At 60.8% G+C, this 17,771-nt stretch carries 12 protein-coding genes; 3 read left to right on the top strand and 9 right to left on the bottom strand.

The features are described from left to right. Window positions 1–1,187: TonB-dependent receptor plug domain-containing protein (locus tag OXI69_14830; GenBank protein MDE2667416.1), on the bottom strand; the 1,187-nt coding region annotated here is incomplete at its 3' end. A 317-nt stretch (window positions 1,188–1,504) separates the two neighbouring features. Here OXI69_14830 and OXI69_14825 point away from each other — a divergent pair. Together OXI69_14825 and OXI69_14820 are read left to right on the top strand one after the other, a co-directional pair. Beyond that, window positions 1,505–3,751 carry an ATP-dependent RecD-like DNA helicase gene (locus tag OXI69_14825; GenBank protein ID MDE2667415.1) on the top strand — a complete coding sequence of 749 codons (2,247 nt, stop codon included), beginning with the start codon at window positions 1,505–1,507 and terminating at the stop codon, window positions 3,749–3,751. A gap of 255 nt (window positions 3,752–4,006) precedes the next feature. Continuing rightward, window positions 4,007–5,218 carry a sialidase family protein gene (locus OXI69_14820; protein MDE2667414.1) on the top strand — a complete coding sequence of 404 codons (1,212 nt, stop codon included), beginning with the start codon at window positions 4,007–4,009 and terminating at the stop codon, window positions 5,216–5,218. Between the two features lie 96 nt (window positions 5,219–5,314). Here OXI69_14820 and OXI69_14815 read toward each other — a convergent pair whose 3' ends face one another. The 8 genes from OXI69_14815 to OXI69_14780 all read right to left on the bottom strand — a co-directional run bounded on the left by OXI69_14815 (window position 5,315) and on the right by OXI69_14780 (window position 15,618). Next, window positions 5,315–6,001 carry a tetratricopeptide repeat protein gene (locus tag OXI69_14815; protein MDE2667413.1) on the bottom strand — a complete coding sequence of 229 codons (687 nt, stop codon included), beginning with the start codon at window positions 5,999–6,001 and terminating at the stop codon, window positions 5,315–5,317. Window positions 6,002–6,279: 278 nt separating this feature from the next. Then, window positions 6,280–6,861, bottom strand: coding sequence for an RNA polymerase sigma factor (locus tag OXI69_14810; protein MDE2667412.1), 582 nt, complete (start codon window positions 6,859–6,861; stop codon window positions 6,280–6,282). A 117-nt stretch (window positions 6,862–6,978) separates the two neighbouring features. Beyond that, window positions 6,979–9,681 carry a carboxypeptidase regulatory-like domain-containing protein gene (locus OXI69_14805; GenBank protein MDE2667411.1) on the bottom strand — a complete coding sequence of 901 codons (2,703 nt, stop codon included), beginning with the start codon at window positions 9,679–9,681 and terminating at the stop codon, window positions 6,979–6,981. Between the two features lie 44 nt (window positions 9,682–9,725). Continuing rightward, complete coding sequence (locus OXI69_14800) at window positions 9,726–10,151, bottom strand: BlaI/MecI/CopY family transcriptional regulator (GenBank protein ID MDE2667410.1); 426 nt, start codon at window positions 10,149–10,151, stop codon at window positions 9,726–9,728. A 353-nt stretch (window positions 10,152–10,504) separates the two neighbouring features. Continuing rightward, window positions 10,505–11,104 carry a hypothetical protein gene (locus tag OXI69_14795; GenBank protein MDE2667409.1) on the bottom strand — a complete coding sequence of 200 codons (600 nt, stop codon included), beginning with the start codon at window positions 11,102–11,104 and terminating at the stop codon, window positions 10,505–10,507. Window positions 11,105–11,634: 530 nt separating this feature from the next. Further along, window positions 11,635–13,083, bottom strand: a complete 1,449-nt coding sequence (locus OXI69_14790) for an NADH:flavin oxidoreductase (protein MDE2667408.1) — start codon at window positions 13,081–13,083, stop codon at window positions 11,635–11,637. A gap of 47 nt (window positions 13,084–13,130) precedes the next feature. Then, window positions 13,131–14,819, bottom strand: a complete 1,689-nt coding sequence (locus OXI69_14785) for an FAD-dependent oxidoreductase (protein ID MDE2667407.1) — start codon at window positions 14,817–14,819, stop codon at window positions 13,131–13,133. A gap of 34 nt (window positions 14,820–14,853) precedes the next feature. Beyond that, complete coding sequence (locus tag OXI69_14780; GenBank protein MDE2667406.1) at window positions 14,854–15,618, bottom strand: alpha/beta hydrolase; 765 nt, start codon at window positions 15,616–15,618, stop codon at window positions 14,854–14,856. Window positions 15,619–15,820: 202 nt separating this feature from the next. On the opposite strand from OXI69_14780, the gene OXI69_14775 reads away from it, so the two are divergent. Further along, entirely contained in the window at window positions 15,821–17,572 is a 1,752-nt protein-coding gene (locus tag OXI69_14775) for a sodium/solute symporter (protein MDE2667405.1), read from the top strand. Window positions 17,573–17,771 lie beyond the last annotated feature (199 nt).

Raw genomic sequence — 17,771 nt, 5'->3', positions numbered from 1 at the left:
TCCTCGTCGTGGTCGTGGTCCTCGTCCTCGTCGTGGTCCTCGTCCTCGTCGTGGTCGTGGTCTTCGTCCTCGTCGTGGTCGTGATCCTCGTCCTCGTCGTGGTCGTGATCGTCGCCTTCGTCCTCATGGCCTCCGTGACCATGGTGTCCGTGGAACTCCTGAACGAAGGGCACACCGTAGGCGCCGTCGTCGAATTTGGCTTCTACGCTGAAGAAAACCTTTTTCCCGTACCAGCCCACGCCCCCGCCGCCATTTTTGAGTTGAGAGCGCGAATTGTAGATCTTGCCCTGTCCCGGCGCCGTGTAGTCACCGGCTCGCACACCCCCGCCGCGGCCCCAGATCATCCAATTGCCGGTTCCGTACTCCATTCCGGCGCTGCCCCCACCCAATGCATTGGCGCTACCGGCCGATCCGGTCACGAATCCGCGAAACCCCTTGTGGGCATGGCGGTGCGCTTCATGGTGGCGGCTGATGGCATTGACGGTGCCGCCCATGGCATTGCCGCTGTAGAGCAGGGTGGCCGGTCCCTTGACGATCTCCAGCCTCTCCAGTTGCGCGGGATTGATCAACTCGCCGTGATCGCCCGACTGGGACGAAAGCGTGCCTGTCCGGATGCCGTCTTCCATGATCAGCACCCGATCGCCGTCAAATCCGCGCACGATCGGCCGGGCGGGACCCGGTCCGAAGCCTCGCTTGGCAATCCCGGTGCCGACTCTGTGGTCCAGCAACTCCCCCAGAGAGATATCGGTCGATTGGCCCAGCTCATGGGGCCCGATCGATTCCACGCTCTGAAAGGACTCGAAGGTCGTTTCCCGCTTCTCCGATCCGGTCACCGTGATCTCATACTGAGGGGGCGCCAACACCAGCAGGAAGTCGGCCTTGGCCTCGCGGCCGGGCTCGACGGTCACCGTGGTGGAGGCTTCGGTAAACAGGCTGTCGAGGTGGGATTCAACCGTGTATCTGCCGGGAGGGACCTGCTGGAAACGGTAGCTTCCATCATCCTGGCTGAGGGTGCTCCGACCCAGTTCCACAATCGTCACGCTGGCGCCGTGCAGAGGATCTCCGCTGGACTTCAGAGAGACGTTGCCCGTCAGGCTGCCATCGGGTTGAGCCTGGAGAGCAGGCTTGGTCGCCAGTGAAAGAGCGGTTGCAGCCACGAGGGAGAGCAACCCCGGTCCGATACGCATTGTTTCCTCCTCTTATCCTGCAAAACCATTACAGCCGCCAGATTAGGCACCCATTCGCCGACAGGCGAGGGGAAAGTCACCAGCGGGTCCTCTGGAAGGATGAGCGGGATAAAGTGTTTTGACATCATTGTTGAGTGCCTATGGCAGGCGCATTCCTCCTGACCTGCGAGGCGCTCCTGCGGTAACCTGCCTCCTGGATTTTGTCCCTGCGAATGTTCCGCGCTGGGGACGGACGTATTAGTATGGGGATGGTTCAGTTACCTTGACCGAATCCACTCTGCAACCGCAATGCTGTCCTGAATGGGGCCGGAGACGACATGCCGTTTTCACCCTCTGGAAACAAGGGCCTATCCGGGCCCGCTGATTTGCGCCCGTCCGTTTCCGAGCGACTCGAAGGCTCCATCGAGCGGGTCACCTTCTTCAGCGAAGAGAACGGGTTTTGTGTGCTTCAGGTCAAGGTGAAGGGACAGCGGGATCTGGCGACCGTGGTGGGTTCGGCGCCGATCGTCAACTCCGGAGAGTGGCTCAGCGCCGAAGGCTCCTGGGTCATCGACAAGAACCACGGGCGTCAGTTCAAGGCGGGGCAACTCAGATGCATCCCGCCCACGACCGCCGAAGGCATCGAAAAATACCTGGCCAGCGGCATGGTCAGGGGCATTGGACCGGTCTACGCTCGAAAGCTGGTGCAGAAATTCGGCGAGGAGATCTTCGAAATCATCGAGGAGCACCCTGCCTGTCTGGAAGCGGTGGAGGGCATCGGACCGGGCCGCAGGAAGCGCATCACTCAGGCCTGGTCGGATCAGAAAGCGATCCGGGAAATCATGCTCTTCCTCCACTCTCACGGTGTCGGAACCCGGCGAGCCGCACGGATCTACAGGACCTACGGGTCCAATGCGGTGGCCCAGGTCCGGGAGAATCCCTACAGGTTGAGCCAGGACATCACGGGAATCGGGTTCAAGACGGCCGACCAGATTGCCGCTAATGTCGGGATCTCGCGGGATTCGGCTCTGCGGGCGCGGGCCGGACTCAACCATGTTCTGCTGGAAGCCACCCAGGCCGGAAACTGCGCGCTACCTGCCTCCCAGCTCCACCAGGAAGCGATGAAGGTCCTCGAAATCCCTGAAACCATCGTGGAAGAGGCCCTGGCCTGGATGATTGCGCAGGGACAACTGCTGAGGGAAAGTCTGGAAGGGGAAGACCTGATCTTTTTGCCGCACCTGGCGAGCGCCGAGAGTGTCATAGCGGCCAGGATCGGCCAGTTGGCCCGGGCTCGGGCCGACTATCCGGCGATCGACCTGGAAAAAGCCATTGCCTGGTGCCAGCAGCGCTCGGGCAAGGTCCTGGCGGAAAGTCAGCGAGAGGCTCTGGTTCAAGCCCTGAGTCACCGGGTCCTGGTGATCACGGGGGGCCCTGGAGTGGGCAAGACCACTCTGATGAACTCGATCCTGATGATCCTCAGAGCCAAGAAAGTGAAATGTCTGTTGTGCGCTCCCACGGGCCGGGCGGCCAAGCGGCTCTCCCAGGCCACCGGGCTGGAAGCCAAGACTATCCATCGCATGCTGGAGGTCATTCCGGCTACCGGTCGATTCGCCAGGAACCGGCGCAATCCCCTGCAGTGCGACCTCATGGTGGTGGACGAGTGTTCCATGCTGGATGTCCCGCTCATGAGCCATCTGCTGGCCGCTCATCCTCCCGGAGGCTCCCTGATTCTGGTTGGAGACGTGGACCAGCTTCCCTCGGTGGGGCCGGGGATGGTGCTGCAACATGTGATCGCCAGCGGGGTGGTGCCGGTGGTCCGGTTGAAGGAGGTCTTTCGTCAGTCCAGGGACAGCCGCATCATTACCACCGCCCATGAGGTCAATAGCGGCAAGGCTCCGGCCCCGGTCTCGGGAACTGCTCCCGACTCGGACTTCTACTTCCTGGAGAAAGATGATCCGGAGCAGATCGCAGGCCTGATGTCGAGGTTGATCCAGGAGAGGATCCCCAGGCGGATGGGCGTCGACTCCATCCGCGACGTCCAGGTGCTGTGTCCCATGCATCGCGGGTCGCTGGGGGCCCGGGAGGTGAACCGGAGGCTGCAGGAACTCCTCAACCCGGCTCGGCCGGGACGGGAGGAGGTCGAGAAGTTCGGATGGAAATTTCGAGTCGGGGACAAGGTCATTCAGATGGAAAACAACTATGACAAGAATGTCTTCAACGGCGACATGGGGCGGATAGAAATGGTCGACCCGCTGGACAAGGGCGTGGCCATCCGATTCGAGAGTCAGAAAGTGATCTACGACTTCAACGAGCTGGACCAGCTGGCTCCCGGGTATGCCATCTCGGTTCACAAGAGTCAGGGGTCGGAATTTCCGGTGGTGGTCATTCCCCTGGCCATGCAGCAGTATCTGCTGCTCCAACGCAACCTCATCTACACCGGGATCACTCGGGGGAAAAAGCTGGTGGTGGTCATCGGGCAGGCCCGGGCGCTGCAGGCGGCGGTCAGAAACAACAAGCAGGAGCGCCGGTACTCGGGACTTCTCAGCCGTCTGCGGGGTGGCACCGCCGCAGCGGTGCAACCCTAGTATCCTGTCTTGAAAAATAGGATTACCATAGAGCCTCTTGCAAAATCCGGCAGCGGGACGTCTGCCGGGAATAGCCACAAAAGGCACAAAAACACAACTTGTGACTTTTGTGCTTTTTGTGGTTAGACAGCATTCTTGACCAAGTCGCACCCAATATTGAAAAAGGCAGAACCTCAGGTTTGCCGGCAAGATGACCTGTCCCGCTACGAATTTCGCGAAAGGTTCCATAAGAAGACGAACCACGAATGGACACCAATGAACACCAATAGCATTGATACGGGGAAGCCGGGCGGTCTCGGGAACCGGGTCTTGAATCGCCGAACGCGGCGCGGCCCGTTCGTTCGGAACCAATCCTGCCAAGTCGTTTCCAGAGAGACAGGGTCCCAGGCGGCAAGGCCGGCCCGCACCGGGAAGCCCCTGCTCGGATCCGGAGGGCCCTGGACGGGCCGCGCCGGCATTGCGTTGGCCGGCGGTCTCGTCTGGTTGCTGCTGGGCGTCTTCCACCAGGGGGCCGAACGATACGTGGCCATCGACAATGTCTGCGCCTGGCCCAACCTGACACTGATGCCGGACGGAAGCGTGGTGGCGACCATCTTCAACCGGCCCTATCACGGATTGGACGTCGGTGACGTGGAGTGCTGGTATAGCCCGGACGGCCGTCTTTGGGAAAAACGGGGCAGCCCGGCAGTTCACGAGGGGAAGAGCAATCGGATGAACGTGGCGGCCGGATTGGCCCATGACGGATCCCTGGTGGTGCTGGCCTCGGGATGGGGTGGTCGTGATTTCCGGGAAAAGATTCTGCCCACTCTGGTGGCGCGATCATCGGACGGCGGCAGGAGCTGGAGTCGATCCTCCTCGGTGCAGTTGCCGCAGGAAGTGGATTTCCTGATTCCCTTCGGAGACATCGTTCAGGGCGAAGGCAAAATGCTGGCGGCCAGCTTCTACCACGAAATCCCGGGGACGGCTAACGCCTACCTGTTGTTCAGTCGGGACGATGGACGCAGTTGGGGCGAAGCCGTCAAGCTGGCGCCCCATGACTACAACGAGACGGCCCTGTTGCTGCTGCGCCCCGATCGCTGGCTGGCCGCCTCCCGGAGTCACGCCGACGGCCATCTGGCGCTTTTCGTCTCGGAAGACGAGGGGAAGCACTGGGCCAAGTCGGAACTCCTGACCCTTCCCGGGCACCATCCGGCCCACCTGCTGCGGATGGCCGATGGTCGCGTCCTGCTGACCTATGGGATTCGGGAGAAAGGGCACCACGGCATCGGCTACCGTACCAGTGAGGACGAAGGCCAAACCTGGAGTCGTCCCACCCGCATCGTCAACCTTGAAGAAACCACCGACGGAGGATACCCCTCGACCGTCCAGATGGCGGATGGAACCCTGCTGACCGCCTACTACAGCAACCGGATCCCCCAGCACCGGCGCTACCACATGGGAGCGGTGCGCTGGGTCTTGGAGAAGTAGAGGGTCTGGGTCTTTGCTCGTTTGGCCCTCAATCGCACATTGGGTAGGATTCCTTCGACTCGGCGAGCTTGCCTATGTCCTTAATCCCAACTTGGTCTAACGGTTGTTTGAAAGTTCGATGCGCTCCTGGAGCTCGGAGGCAAGTTTCTGCGCCTCGGCTACTTGCTCGGAGGTCATGGTCAGTCTGAGCTCGTCCTTCAACTTGAATGCTCTCTCTTCACCCTGGGCAGCGGCAAGAATGAACCAAGTATAGGCTTGTACATAGTCCTCCGGCACTCCCTCGCCCTTGGCGTACATGTCGCCCAGCGTGAATTGCGCGCTGGCATGGCCCTGATCGGCGGCCAGCCGATACCACTTCACCGCCTCTTGGTGATTCTCCAGCACCTTTCTTCCATGGCGGTACATGAAGCCCAAGGTTGTTTGAGCCCTGGCGTGTCTGCGTTCAGCGGCTTGGCGGGTCCACTTCACTCCCTTCCGGTCGTCCTTCGGCACCCCCTTGCCAAGGAAGTACATGCGCCCCAGGGCGGCTTGGGCCTCGGGGTTCCCCTGATCGGCAGCTTTCCGGTACCACTTCGCCGCCGCTCGGTAGTCCTCCGGCACTCCGTCGCCCACGTGGTGCATATGGCCGAGATAAAGCTGAGCCTTGGGAAGCCCTTGTTCAGCGGCCTGGCGTGTCCAGGTGGCGGCTTCCACGAGGTTTTCCGCCACCCCCTCGCCCCTGGCGTACATGCGGCCCAGCCTGAATTGTGCGCTGGCATCTCCTTGTTCAGCAGCCCGGCGCAACTTTGCAATCTCCTGGTTTTCGGCTAACCCGGGGCGAGACCCGGCCAGAACGAGCACAATAGCGAGGAGAAGTTTCGACCTCGCTCTGCAAGTGCTTCGGTTGGTCGTGATTTTCATGCAACACCTCGCTTTCTCCCGCTAAGGCTGCCAGGCTGAGTGATTCCCCGACGTTTGCTGCTTGGACTTGCCTCCAGGCCCGATTTTTGGCGCCTATACTCCCATAAACAGTCGAAACGGCGATCGATTACAATTTTCTTGGAAGGGGTTGTTCAAGACTGCTAGGAGCCTTCTTTCGACAATGATCGCGCCCGGGCATCGATGCGGCGCTTGAGCAGAGTGATGGCACGATTCATGCGGACGGCGACATTGCCGCGAGATACGTGAAGGCGTCGTGAGATCTGCTTGTTGGAGAACCCCTGGTAGAGACGCAGCTTGATGACCTGGCGGTAGGTTCCCGGCAGCAGATCGATCATTTCCCTGAGTAGCATCAACAGTTCTCTTTCCTGGGCAAGAGCTTCAGGGTCCTGGGTCGGGGTTCTGTGGTCTTGAAGTGGATCTTCGCGGCGGCGGACCTGTTTCCCATGCAAGTCCTTGGCCGTGTTGGTAACGATCCGATGCACCCACGGACAGGCCTTCGGTCCGTTGAAGGAGGCATGATTGAGGGATTGAAGGATCTTGATCCAACTGGTCTGCAGGACATCATGCACCAGATCGTCGTCGCCGGCGACCCGCCTGGCGAGAGGAAAGAAGCGGCGGGAGCAGCAGACAATCCAGGCTTCGCTATTGCCTTCAAGCAGCGGACAATCTTTAGCGGCTTGCTTCAGTTTAGGAGTGGGCAGAACGTGAAAATCGTCAGACATCTCGGGCCCATGGTGCCGGCATCAATGGCCGCTAAACGGGATCGGTCCTTGAAGTATCGCCGAATGCGAGCCACGGCGGCAAGACCCGTCACCACGCAAGCCCTGCAGCAAAATCGGTCAGTTCATCAGCGGCGCCGGCACCGTCGCCAGGGATTCCTGCGCAGTCTGACCGGCTGACAGGTCGATGGGCTCCGAGTCCTTTACCAGGCTTCTCAGGTAATCGGGGTCCTTCTCATTACCGCTCTGGTGATCGACCAGAGCGCACAGCAGGTATTTTCCCGGGACCAGTCCTTCCAAGGAATAATGTCCACTCTGGTCCGTCTGAGTTGCCCGGGTGAAGCGGGAGGAAAAATCCCTTTGCCGGGGATCGTCGGCGAAGACCAAGACGGTTGCCCCTTCAGCCATTTCCTCCTCTTCCGCCTGTTGAACATGACCACTGATCCGAGCACCCTGGGAGGAAACGTGAATCTCCATTCCATCCAGCCGGTCATTGTTTTTCAGCTCTATCGGACGATCCGTGAGGTCCTGGCCGCCGACACGGATGGAAGAGACATAGTGATTGCCCGGCGGGAGCATGACCATCAGGTGATAGGGACCCTCGGGATGGTTCGCAATCTTGAAGGTGAGATCCTTTTCGATTGAGGCTCTAGTGCCACCGAAGGACAGTCGATTCAGATTGTCCTTCGATGGCAACATGTGCAACGAGATCCGGCGCCAATCCAGGGTGGACGCTTCACCTTCCACCAGGATCCTGCCGGTGATGTCTGCACCCTTGGCAAGCATCAGAGTCAAGCCGCTCAGGTCCTGGTCCACAACCTCGACGTTCGCAGTGGCCAACCGTTCATTCTCACCGCCGCCCGAACGGGCGTAGAGACGATATCCTCCCGGAAGAAGACCCGAAACCTTGAATTCGCCCTGCAGGTCCGTGTTCGTGTTCGGTCCCATTCCGGTGGGGAGTTCCTTGCCCGATTGCTTCATGGACATGATCCACACGGAGTGAGCCGGCTTGCCCTCCGGCGTCAGCACCCGGCCGCTGACGCTGTAACTGGCCCCCTCTATCACGGTGATCTTGAAGCCTCCCATTTCTTCTCCTGCAGTCATCTTGATGGTGGCCGCGTCCTCCACGCTCAGGACTCCGGGGTAGTAGGTCGGCGCGAAGGACCGCATCGGTCTTTCCGAGTCTCCAAACAAGGGACGAGGGGACACGCGCAGATAGTAGTTGCCAGGGGGGACACCGAAGATGCGGAAGTGCCCCCGGTCGTCGGTCTCGTCCTGTCTGTAGGGCAGCAGGCGGCCCTCGCCTCCCAGGCTCCGATAAACCCTCAAACGGACGGCAACCCGCTCCACAGGTTCCCTGTCCTGGTCCACCACCCTCCCCGCAACCACACCGCCTCGGATGAGATGGAAGTCAATGTTCTCGAGGACCTGTCCGGGACCGACGGTCAGAGCTGTCCCGACACTGTCTCTTCTGAAGCTATAGCCGGTCTTCTGGCCGTAATTGCGGGGAATGTAGCCGTGGCGGGTTGCCCTCAGTGTGTACTGACCAGGGTTAAGATCTCTGAATATATATTCCCCCTGGATGTCGGTCCGGGCGGTTCGGGGTGGGTCGTAGGGGTGTGCGGTCTTCGACCGGAGCGAGAGGGTGGCATTGGCCAACGGATTGCCATCGGCTTCAGTAAGCACCTGTCCCTGGATCACCCCGGGTTTTCGGTCCACAGGGTTCCGGCTGGTTGGCGCGCTCCAGGCAGCGTAGGCATCACGGTTCACCAAGCCTGTGCCCACGGAGAAGATGGACAAACCCGCCACAAATCCAATAATCAGGGTGAATTCCAGGACGCCGAGCTTGCGTGGCAGCCCGGTCGAGAGGAGATGGACCATCCGTCTTTTGAGGTCTGAACCGCCAATGGAAGAGGTGCCCACCAGCCGCTGCTCCACACAGGCTCTGACCACCTTCAGAATTCCAGAGATGTAGGTCTCCGGGGATTGCCTGATCCGCAAGACTTCTTCATCGCAGGCCCGCTCCCGCTCCTCGAACAATTTTCTGTCGATCAGCCATACCGGGGGATAAAACCACAGCAAGGAAAAGATGGCTTTCTGGAGCAGCACGGCGAGGTTGTCCCTGCGCTTCACATGAATCAGCTCGTGGAGTATGACTGCTTCTAGTTCCTCGTCGCTCAAGCGGCTTGCGACCCCTTCAGGCAATAAAACCGTGGGTCTCCAAATACCCAAAAGGCCTGCTTCGGTGACATTGGCTGAAACGAGGATGTCAACCTCCTGCGTCAACTGAAGCCGGGAGCGGACTCGGTTCAGGATCTCGGTTTCTCGCGAAGAGACGAGCCCATCGCTGATCCTGACTGTCCAGGCCAGGCTCAAAGAGCCTCTCACCCAGCGAACCACAAAGAACAGAAATCCGACCAGCCAGGTCAGCGTGAGCGTGCAGTAGAGCTCGTTGTGGGCGACAGCGGACACCGGCTGAGCCGCGGGCGGGGGGCTCAGGAGTATTGGCTGCAGAATTTCATAGACGGGTCTTCCCGGATCGGAAGCTGGAGCCCCATGGGCTGATTGTTCCAGGGGCGGAGAAGTCAAGGCTGGTGCTTCACCAGGGATTTCCGATACCAGCCATACCAACAGGACCGAGGGAACGAGCAGCTTGACCGTAGCCAGGAGCCAGAACCGGTAACGGGTGCTTGCCGGCGCTCGTCCAAGGAATTGGACACCCAAGGCCAGCAAGCCAACAAAGAGAGCGGTCTCCCAAAGGTGAACCGCAACGTTGGGCCACAGCCAGGAAGACCACTCTGACAGCCATGAATGTATGTTCATGAGAGATCATTCTCCTTTCCTGCTCGCCAACTCCCAGTCGGGATTCACTCGGGTTTTGGATCCACAGGAACGGTGTTTTTTCGACGGGTCCGTCTTTTCCGGAGGATCCTTTCGATGTCTTGCAGGTCTTCCAGAGTCAGTTTGCCTGTATCGGCCAGATGGGACATCACAGGCCGGGGTGAACCGCTGAACAAGTCCAGAAAATCGCTCACCAGCCGGCGGTAGGCCTGCCGTCGGGTGATGACGGGGACAAAAACATGGGCATTGCCGATCTTTCGCAATTTCCGTAGGGCACCCTTTGCCTCCAGGCGAGCGACCAGGGTTTGGACCGTCGTATAGGCGGGCTTTTTGCTTACAGGGAGCTGCTCGAGAATTTCCCTGGTGGAGGCCCTGCCGAGTTTCCAGAGTGCCTCCATGGCCTTGAGTTCAAGCGGTGACAGCTTGATATGGTTCCTCTGTGCCAAGAACACCTCCATGTCTTCAGGATTCCCGATAGAATGCGATCCGTAGTCCCAAGATCGGCTGAAGGGAAAACTGGTTTTCAGGGCAGGAAGTCTTCTCTATAATTCTCCCATATTTATAACCTCATATGTAGTAGATGTCAATAGAAACGTTTCTACCGGTGCAACGATTTCAGTTGTTCTTTTATGGAACGATGCTCCTGGAATGACACGCGTCGTGTTGCAGGGCAAGGGAGTCTTCGCGAGAGGTCATCCCCGGTCTTGTGTTTTTGGGAGCCTGTATCAACTGAAAGCCCGCAAAAATGTTGCTGCCTTCCAAGGAGGAGTTGACTCATAGGGTCCAATCGGAAGTGGAGAGGGAGTCACCGCGGTTTTGAGGTCTTGATGCGCTCCTGGATCTCAGCCGCCATTTTTTCAGCCTCGGCTACCTGCTCGGTGGTCATCTCTGTTCGCAACCAACGGTCTGTGGGCACTCTCTGTCCAAAAACAGTTTTGTAGGAACTGCCCCCTTTGTCCAGGGCGACCTTGAGCCAGGCGTAGCTCAGAATATAGTCAGTCATGAACGAATAGTCAGGGGGGTACTTACGACGGTAAAGACTCGACAATTCCATTTGAGCCATGTCGTGTCCCTGCTCGGCTGCTCGGGTAAACCAAGTCCGCGCCTCCAGCATCGCTTCGGCTTGTGCCTTCGGAAGAACCTCGAAATTCGGGAGGTCGTTTGAGGGAACCTTCTTGTACCACTGGTTGATATTGTCCCGAATCATCGCTCCGAGTTGGAACTGAGATTCAGGGTCTCCCCGCCGGGCGTCCTCGATGAGTGTCCTGATGCGCTCCACGGAGGCCTCGGCCTCCTGAAGAATCCGTTTAGCCACCGTGGCCTTCTCCGGGGCGGTGCCACCGAATGCCATCGGCGTTCCTGCAAGGACCGCTACAACCACCCATGCCTTCCATTTCGTTTCCATGTCGTCCCTCCTCAGTCTGTTCGTTCACCATGTATGGGCAGGTGCGATGCATCAAGGATTTTAAGCCTTACAAGTAGTAACGTCCGAGAAGCCCCATAATTACAACTTTTTTCGCAGCAGCCTTTTCGCGGGGGCAAAGAGAGGGACCGATTCTCACACGGAAATCCTCTCCACGATATTCTGCGTCACGCACCGGCGCCGCCGTTCATAGACCTGTGCGCGTGAATAGGGGACGTTGTTGAATTACTGGAATAACTTGTAAGGAGCGCATTGGAGAGGTTATCGAATCAAACCAGTTCAGCAGTGGCAGATTGAAGTTTTTCCAGTAATTCAACAACGTCCCCAGCGCTGCACGACTCATTTTGCAAAAGGCTCATATTGTTCATGGGGAATTCTCCCGCTTCCTCAGTCGTCTGCGCGGCGAACGATAGCGTCCTTTCGGAACCCACGGCCGTTCCAAGATCACGCCACACTTCCTGCACCCTACTCAAGAGTGTGCCTCCGGGAAAGCGATGCGGCCTCGGTCGAATCTAGCCTCGTCGCTTTCGGGATCGGGCTTCCTTGATGACGGGTCCATAGATCTCCTTGTCGAAAGGAGGGCAGCCGGTGGGGTGTTGGCCCCACGGGTGGGTTTTCTGGCGCATGAGGTAGGTGCAGAAAGTGAGGGTCTTGCAGGTGGTGGCCGGATTCAGGGCCCCTTGAGTCAGAATGTCCGTGGGGAGATCGGGATAGGCCAGGGCTCCCCGTCCGATTCCCATGATCGTTGCCCGGCCGTCCCGCAGGTTGGCCGCCCCGGCGTGGTGCTGCCAGTGTTGCAGCCAGCTGTAGCCGGTGCCCACGATGGGGAGATCCGGGAAGGCCTGCTGAATGTCTCCGCACAGCCGGAAGTGCCGGTCCACCCCGATCAGGGGATGCTCCGGGGTCTGGTAGTTGCCTTCGTCCGGCTTTTCGAAGGGGCGCCCGATGTGGGGGTTGGTGTAGGGATTTCCCATGGAAACGTTGACCAGGCCGACCCCCGACCGCTTCATAAGGGCGATGACCTGCTTGGGTTCGGTGAGATCGGGTTCCTGGGGTCTCTGTTCGTGGACGCCGAAGCCGTGGCGGTAGGGCAGGGAACAGGGCCAGGGCTCGCCCCGGCCACTGTCGGCTCCAGTCCGGTAGGGGAGCCCGTCGAAGACCCCGATCCGGGAGGCCAGCAGGAACCGGTCGTGGGTGACTGCCTTGATTTTTTCGATCGCGTTTCTGAGAAAACGGGTCCGGTTGTGCAGGCTTCCGCCGTAGCGGCCCTTCCTGGTCTTGGCCCCCAGCAGTTCATTGCCGAAGTAACCGTGGGTCAGCTTGATGTCGATGCCGTGAAACCCGATGTCGGCGGCCAGGCGGGCGGCTTGGGCGTAGGCGTCTTCCAGCCGTTCGATGGCGGCATCGTCCATCAGTGGATAGTCCGGCGGCAGGGGCACGCGCCTGGAACCGTCCAGGTAGGTCAGCCGGTCCACGATGGGGTGGTGGTGGCAGAGCAGGGGCCGGGGATGGCTGTAGCGTCCCGAATGGGTCAGTTGAAGGATAACCACCAGGTCGTCCACCGATCCGTGGACCTCCCGGTGAGCCTTCAGGGTCCGATCCAATAAGGACCGCAACGATCTGGCGGTGGCCCGGTTGAGCAGCAGCTGCCTCGGGTTGGCTCTGCCTTCCGGGACCACGGCCGTGGCCTCGAACCAGATCAGCTTGGCGCCGCCTCGGGCAAATCTGTCGTACCGCCGGAAGGTGAGGGCATCCGGCTCGCCCAGGGGGGTGCCGTCGCACCCCTCCATGGGATGGATGGCCAGAGAGTTGCCGGCCCGGTAGTGGCCGACGCGTACCGGCCGTCCCAGTAGGCTGCTGACGCGCCGGGTATCGGGTTCCAGGCGCAGATCCAGCTTTAGCCGCCGGGCTTCTCGGTCCAGTTCCTCCAACGTCTGGTAGTGGAAATAGCCTCGGGGCATCAGAATCACCCTCGCGTCGGTGACGACCCGGCGGACGCCGTTCCGTTTCAGGACCGCTCGAGATCCAGCACCTGCCCCTGTCCGCGCAGGATTTCCTGGAGCCGGTCCACTGGCACCTGGCGCGGCTGGAGATCTTGCTCCAGGGCCAGGTGGGCGGCTACGCCGGCGGCCTGACCCAGCGCCATCCAGGTCGGTTCCGTGCGAATCGAGGAGTAGGCCACGTGACTGGTGGAGGCAGCCACCGGGACGATCAGTCCGTCCACCTCCTCCGGAATCATGATGCGGTAGGGGATCTGATAGGGCCGGGTGTTTTCCAACATGTACAAATACCCTTCCAGCACGGCGGTGTTCCCGGGCTGGCGCTTGCGCACCGGAAAGCTGTCGACGGGGAACTCGCCCACGGCTACCGCGTCCTCGAAGCTGCCGGCCTCCGGCCTGGCCTGGTTTCGGCTGACATCCAGCTCCGTGAGCGTGTACAGACCCACCAGGCGGCGCGCCTCGCGAATATAGAGCTGAAAGGGGAAGTGCCCGTTGTCTGTGAACTCGTCCAGGGGCAGGTGATACTGGCGTGCAATGCGACGATGGGCCGGAGGAGCCTCCGAATCCTGCTGCAGAAACCACAGCAGGCCCAGCGTCAGGTTGCGGATCCTGGTCCGGATCTTCCGACGGACCTCCCGGTCTCCCTCGACATAGCCCTGATTTTCCTCGGCAAAGGGGAATCCCAAGGGCCGGGGGTTCATGTTCACGTCCGTTTTTCGGTTGGGAATCTCGGACACGGACAGTGCGCGTACCAGCGTGTTGAAATGGGCCGGATAGTAGCCTCGGCCCGGCTTGAAGCGCTTGGGTCCGGCCAGGCGCCCCTCCTTGAGGTCTTCGAGGTAGCCCAGGTAAGGGGTGCGGTCGTAGTCGGGGGGCGGCTCGCTCAAGGGATGGGCGTTGTCCGGGTCGGTGGTCAGGCAGAGACGGTAGGTGTAGGCCGGCAGACGCCGGTCGCCCTCTCCGGTGGACCCCGGCAGAAAAACCCGCTTGCGGTAGTCGTAATAGATCACTCCGGCGTGGGGTTCCCCGTACTCTTCCCGGGATTCTCGTCCCAGCCGGTAGCGGGCCCCGGCCGAGGCGTAGGCGTCTCCTTCGTAGGTGGCGTCGATCACCAGCCGGGCCTGCAATTGCCTTTGGACTCCGGTTCCACGGTCCTGGACCACCACCCCGCATGCGGTTCCCTCTCGAGTGATGGTGGACCGGAAGCGGTGGGATTTCAGCAGGCTGATGGAGGGCTGTTCTTCCACCATTCTGTCGAAGGTGGCTTCAGCCACCGAGGGCTCGTAGAAGTAGCCATCCCGGCACAAGCGGACATTTTCCGAGTCGGGACCGTACTTCTCCAGGTAGCGCCGGTGGACACGCTGGACGAATTCGGCGAAGAAGTCACGAATTGCCGCACGGTTCTCGATGTCGCTCTTGCCCAGGCCACTGGCGGACATGCCGCCCAAGTGGGCGTTTTCCTCCACCAGCGCCACCGAGCGTCCCATGCGCGCGGCGGTCACGGCCGCGGCAATCCCCCCGGGGGTGCCTCCCACGACCACGCAGTCGAATCGGCTCGATGGCGGGGCGCCGCCGCGTTTTGCGCCCGCGTCGGATCCGGTCCGGCAGGCCGCCTGGACTGCCCACAGGCCGGCCCCTGCCATCGATGCGGTGTGCAGGAAGTTTCTGCGGCTGGTTGGCTGTGCCGAGTCGTTCATGGACGAAATCCGGCGCCCCTTTGAGAAATCCGGGCTAAGGGGCAGGGTCGGGAAAGACGAATCGGTTGATGGCTTCGGCAACTTCTTGCGGTCTCTCCAGCGGGAGCGAATGGGAAGCGCCGGCAACCCATTGCAACTGGATATTGGCTCGCTCCGGGATTCTCATCTGCCGGCGGCTGGGGCGGGGGCGGTTGCGGTCACCCCACACCTCCAGCACCGGGACGGAAGTCGCTTCCAGAATGGGGAGGCCGTCCCAGCGCTGCCAGATGGAGCGAAAGGCCGCGATTTGACCCTGGTTCAGCCGGCGCAGGGTCCGCCTGCGGGCTTCCAGCCGCTGCTGCTCCAGCTCCTCGGAAAGGGTGGTGTCAACCTGTCCGGAGAAGGCCTGGCTCAAGACTTCATGGTGGGTCCAGCCTTCGAGAGAAATCACTCCGGCGAGCTTCCGGGGGAACTGTCCGGCCAGCTCAATGGCGATCATGCCGCCGATGCTGTGCCCGCCCGCGAACCAGGACTTCCAACCCATCTTATCGGTCAGGCGCAACGTTTCCCGGGCAAAGTCCTCGATGTTTCCCTGCAGGGTCGGAGGCCAACTGCGGCCATGTCCGGGCAACTCCAGGATGGCCAGGTTGAGGTCCTTGTCCAGACGGGCGCGAACCGCGTCGAACTGGCGGTAGTCGCTCCAGCTTCCCGGGATGAGCAGCAACGAAGGGCCTGGACCCGGCCAATGGTAGCCGGCCAGGCGCCCCCCGTCCCGGCGTTTGATTTCCAGGAACCTTGGCGGATTGCCGGTAGAGATCATTCCTCTTGGAGCACCGTTTCTTCGGTCGGGGAGCCTATCACGGCCCGGCGGAGAGGGTCAAAGAGGCGCACCGGCACCAAGCCGCCAGCAGGAACAGGATACGGGTGGGAGGCCCGTACTCCCGCGAGGGTGCAAACCGGAAACGTCCTTCACACCATGAGCCGGGGAAATGGTTCACACCTTGACAGGGTAACAGTGTTGTATGCTTCCGCCCATGGCCAAGTTCTCCATCTTCGACTACCTGGTCATCGGGATCTACCTGGCCTCGATGGTGGTCATGGGAATTCTCTTCTCCGGCAGGCAGAAGAGCCTCAAGGAGTACTTTCATGCCGGCGGCAATCTGCCCTGGTGGGCGGTGGGCATTTCGCTGATTGCAACCCACCTGAGTCCGATCAGCTACCTGGCTCTTCCCGGCTGGATTTTCGAGCGGGACACCCGCAGTTCCATTACGGGGGGCTTGATCGAGTTCCTCATGGTTCTTCCGACCGCTGCCCTCTGGATTCCGATCTGGGCCCGCCTGCGGGTGCTGTCGATCTACGAGTACCTGGAGAGGCGTTTTCATCCTGCCGTCCGCTCGACCGGCGCCACGCTGTTCATCGTCTATACCGTCTTCTGGCTCTCCACCGCCCTGGTAGCGGCTTCCAGGGGATTTGAATCGGTGAGCGGTTTCGACGGGCGGCTGTGCCTGCTGGTCATCGGACTGTTGGGTGCCTTCTATACCGTGCTGGGCGGGATGAGGGCCGTCATCTGGACCGATGTGGTCCAGTACGTGGTCTTCGTGGGTGGCTACCTCATGATCGCCATCGTTCTTCTGAGCTACTTCGACCCCATGGAGATCTGGACCCTGGCCTCGAATCAGATCTCCGAGCGCACCGGCCATCCCCACACCAAGCTCATTTCCCATGAATGGAGCCTGGCGGTGGAGGGAACCATCTGGGTATTGCTGTCCGGTTCGGTAGTGCGTGCCCTGGCCTTCGGAACCAACCAGATTACGGTGCAGCGCATGCACGCCACCAGGGACAGGCGCACCATGTTCAAGGCCTTGCTGGCCAACGCCGTCACCGGCTACGGTTTCGTGTTGTTCACGGTGCCGGTGGCCTGGGGGTTCGTGGCCTACTATTCCCAGCATCCGGAACTGAAGCGGCAAATTACCCATCCCGACATGGTGCTTCCCCACTTCGTTCTGCTGAACCTGCCGCTGATCATGCGCAGCCTGGTGATGGGAGGGGTGTTGGCGGCCCTCATGTCAACTTTCGACTCGGCCCTGAACTCCATGAGCAACGTCACCAACAACGACTTCTACCGGCGCTACCTGGAGCCGAATCGTTCCGAGGACCACTACGTCAGGGTGGCCAAGCTCCTCACGCTGGGTTTCGGTCTGGTGCTGCTGGCGTTTGCGCTCTCTCAATACGACCAGCAGCGGGGCACCGCCGGGGAGCATTTCACGCGGCTGACGAGTCTGGTTTCAGCTCCCATCGCTGCGTTTTTCGTCTTGGGCATCTTGTCCAGGAGGGTGAATACTCCGGGAGTCCTGTGCGGCGCGGTGGCAGCCATCGCCCTGTCGCTGGGGTTCAACGGCTTGCCGCCCATGGTTCAGCCCTTCCTCAACAAGACGACTCTTTTCGCCGTGGACTCAGGGGGCTCGGAGGGCTTGGACCAGGGTGCGATCTCCACGAGGCTGGCAGGAAGTTTCAGGAGCAACGGAATCGTGCTCAGGAGCGATGCGGCCGTGCTCGTCCGGGAAGAGGGGCGCCGGTGGGATATTAGAAACGGAGAGCTGTTCTACCTCCTGGAGAGGGAAGGCGGAGTGGTGACGGTGGCCCATGAGCCCATCAGTTGGATGTGGATTCCGGTGCTGAGCATGGTGGTGAACCTGCTGGTGGGTTACCTGGCCAGCTTCCTGTTCACACGTCCACCCCCGGAAAGACTGGTTGGGCTGACCCTGCGAGCGTAGCCGCCTCCCGCTATGCGGCGATCTCGCCGATTCCGTCCCCCCCACCGGTTCGACTGCGGGCTGCGCTTTCGGGGCGCCGCGTTGGCCCCCCTCCGGCTCGGCTGCATGCTGCGGCCTGGTCGAAGGGACGCCGCGTTTGCCTCGCCGACTCCCCCTCCAGGGGGGAGTGATAGAGTTCTACTGGAAGCCTTGTGCTGGC

The sequence above is a fragment of the Acidobacteriota bacterium genome (assembly GCA_028875575.1).
In the GTDB taxonomy this organism is placed as follows: Bacteria; Acidobacteriota; Terriglobia; order Versatilivoradales; family Versatilivoraceae; genus Versatilivorator.
Note: the sequence above shows the minus strand (reverse complement) of the source record. Positions and strands in the feature narration are given on the sequence as shown.

What these genes read in the sequence shown, in the direction of transcription:
- OXI69_14785 (MDE2667407.1), bottom strand. Translation starts at nt 14,819, where the DNA reads ATGAACGACTCGGCACAGCCAACCAGCCGCAGAAACTTCCTGCACACC.
- OXI69_14780 (MDE2667406.1), bottom strand. Translation starts at nt 15,618, where the DNA reads ATGATCTCTACCGGCAATCCGCCAAGGTTCCTGGAAATCAAACGCCGG.
- OXI69_14810 (MDE2667412.1), bottom strand. Translation starts at nt 6,861, where the DNA reads ATGTCTGACGATTTTCACGTTCTGCCCACTCCTAAACTGAAGCAAGCC.
- OXI69_14825 (MDE2667415.1), top strand. Translation starts at nt 1,505, where the DNA reads ATGCCGTTTTCACCCTCTGGAAACAAGGGCCTATCCGGGCCCGCTGAT.
- OXI69_14805 (MDE2667411.1), bottom strand. Translation starts at nt 9,681, where the DNA reads ATGAACATACATTCATGGCTGTCAGAGTGGTCTTCCTGGCTGTGGCCC.
- OXI69_14795 (MDE2667409.1), bottom strand. Translation starts at nt 11,104, where the DNA reads ATGGAAACGAAATGGAAGGCATGGGTGGTTGTAGCGGTCCTTGCAGGA.
- OXI69_14820 (MDE2667414.1), top strand. Translation starts at nt 4,007, where the DNA reads ATGAACACCAATAGCATTGATACGGGGAAGCCGGGCGGTCTCGGGAAC.
- OXI69_14790 (MDE2667408.1), bottom strand. Translation starts at nt 13,083, where the DNA reads ATGCCCCGAGGCTATTTCCACTACCAGACGTTGGAGGAACTGGACCGA.
- OXI69_14775 (MDE2667405.1), top strand. Translation starts at nt 15,821, where the DNA reads ATGCTTCCGCCCATGGCCAAGTTCTCCATCTTCGACTACCTGGTCATC.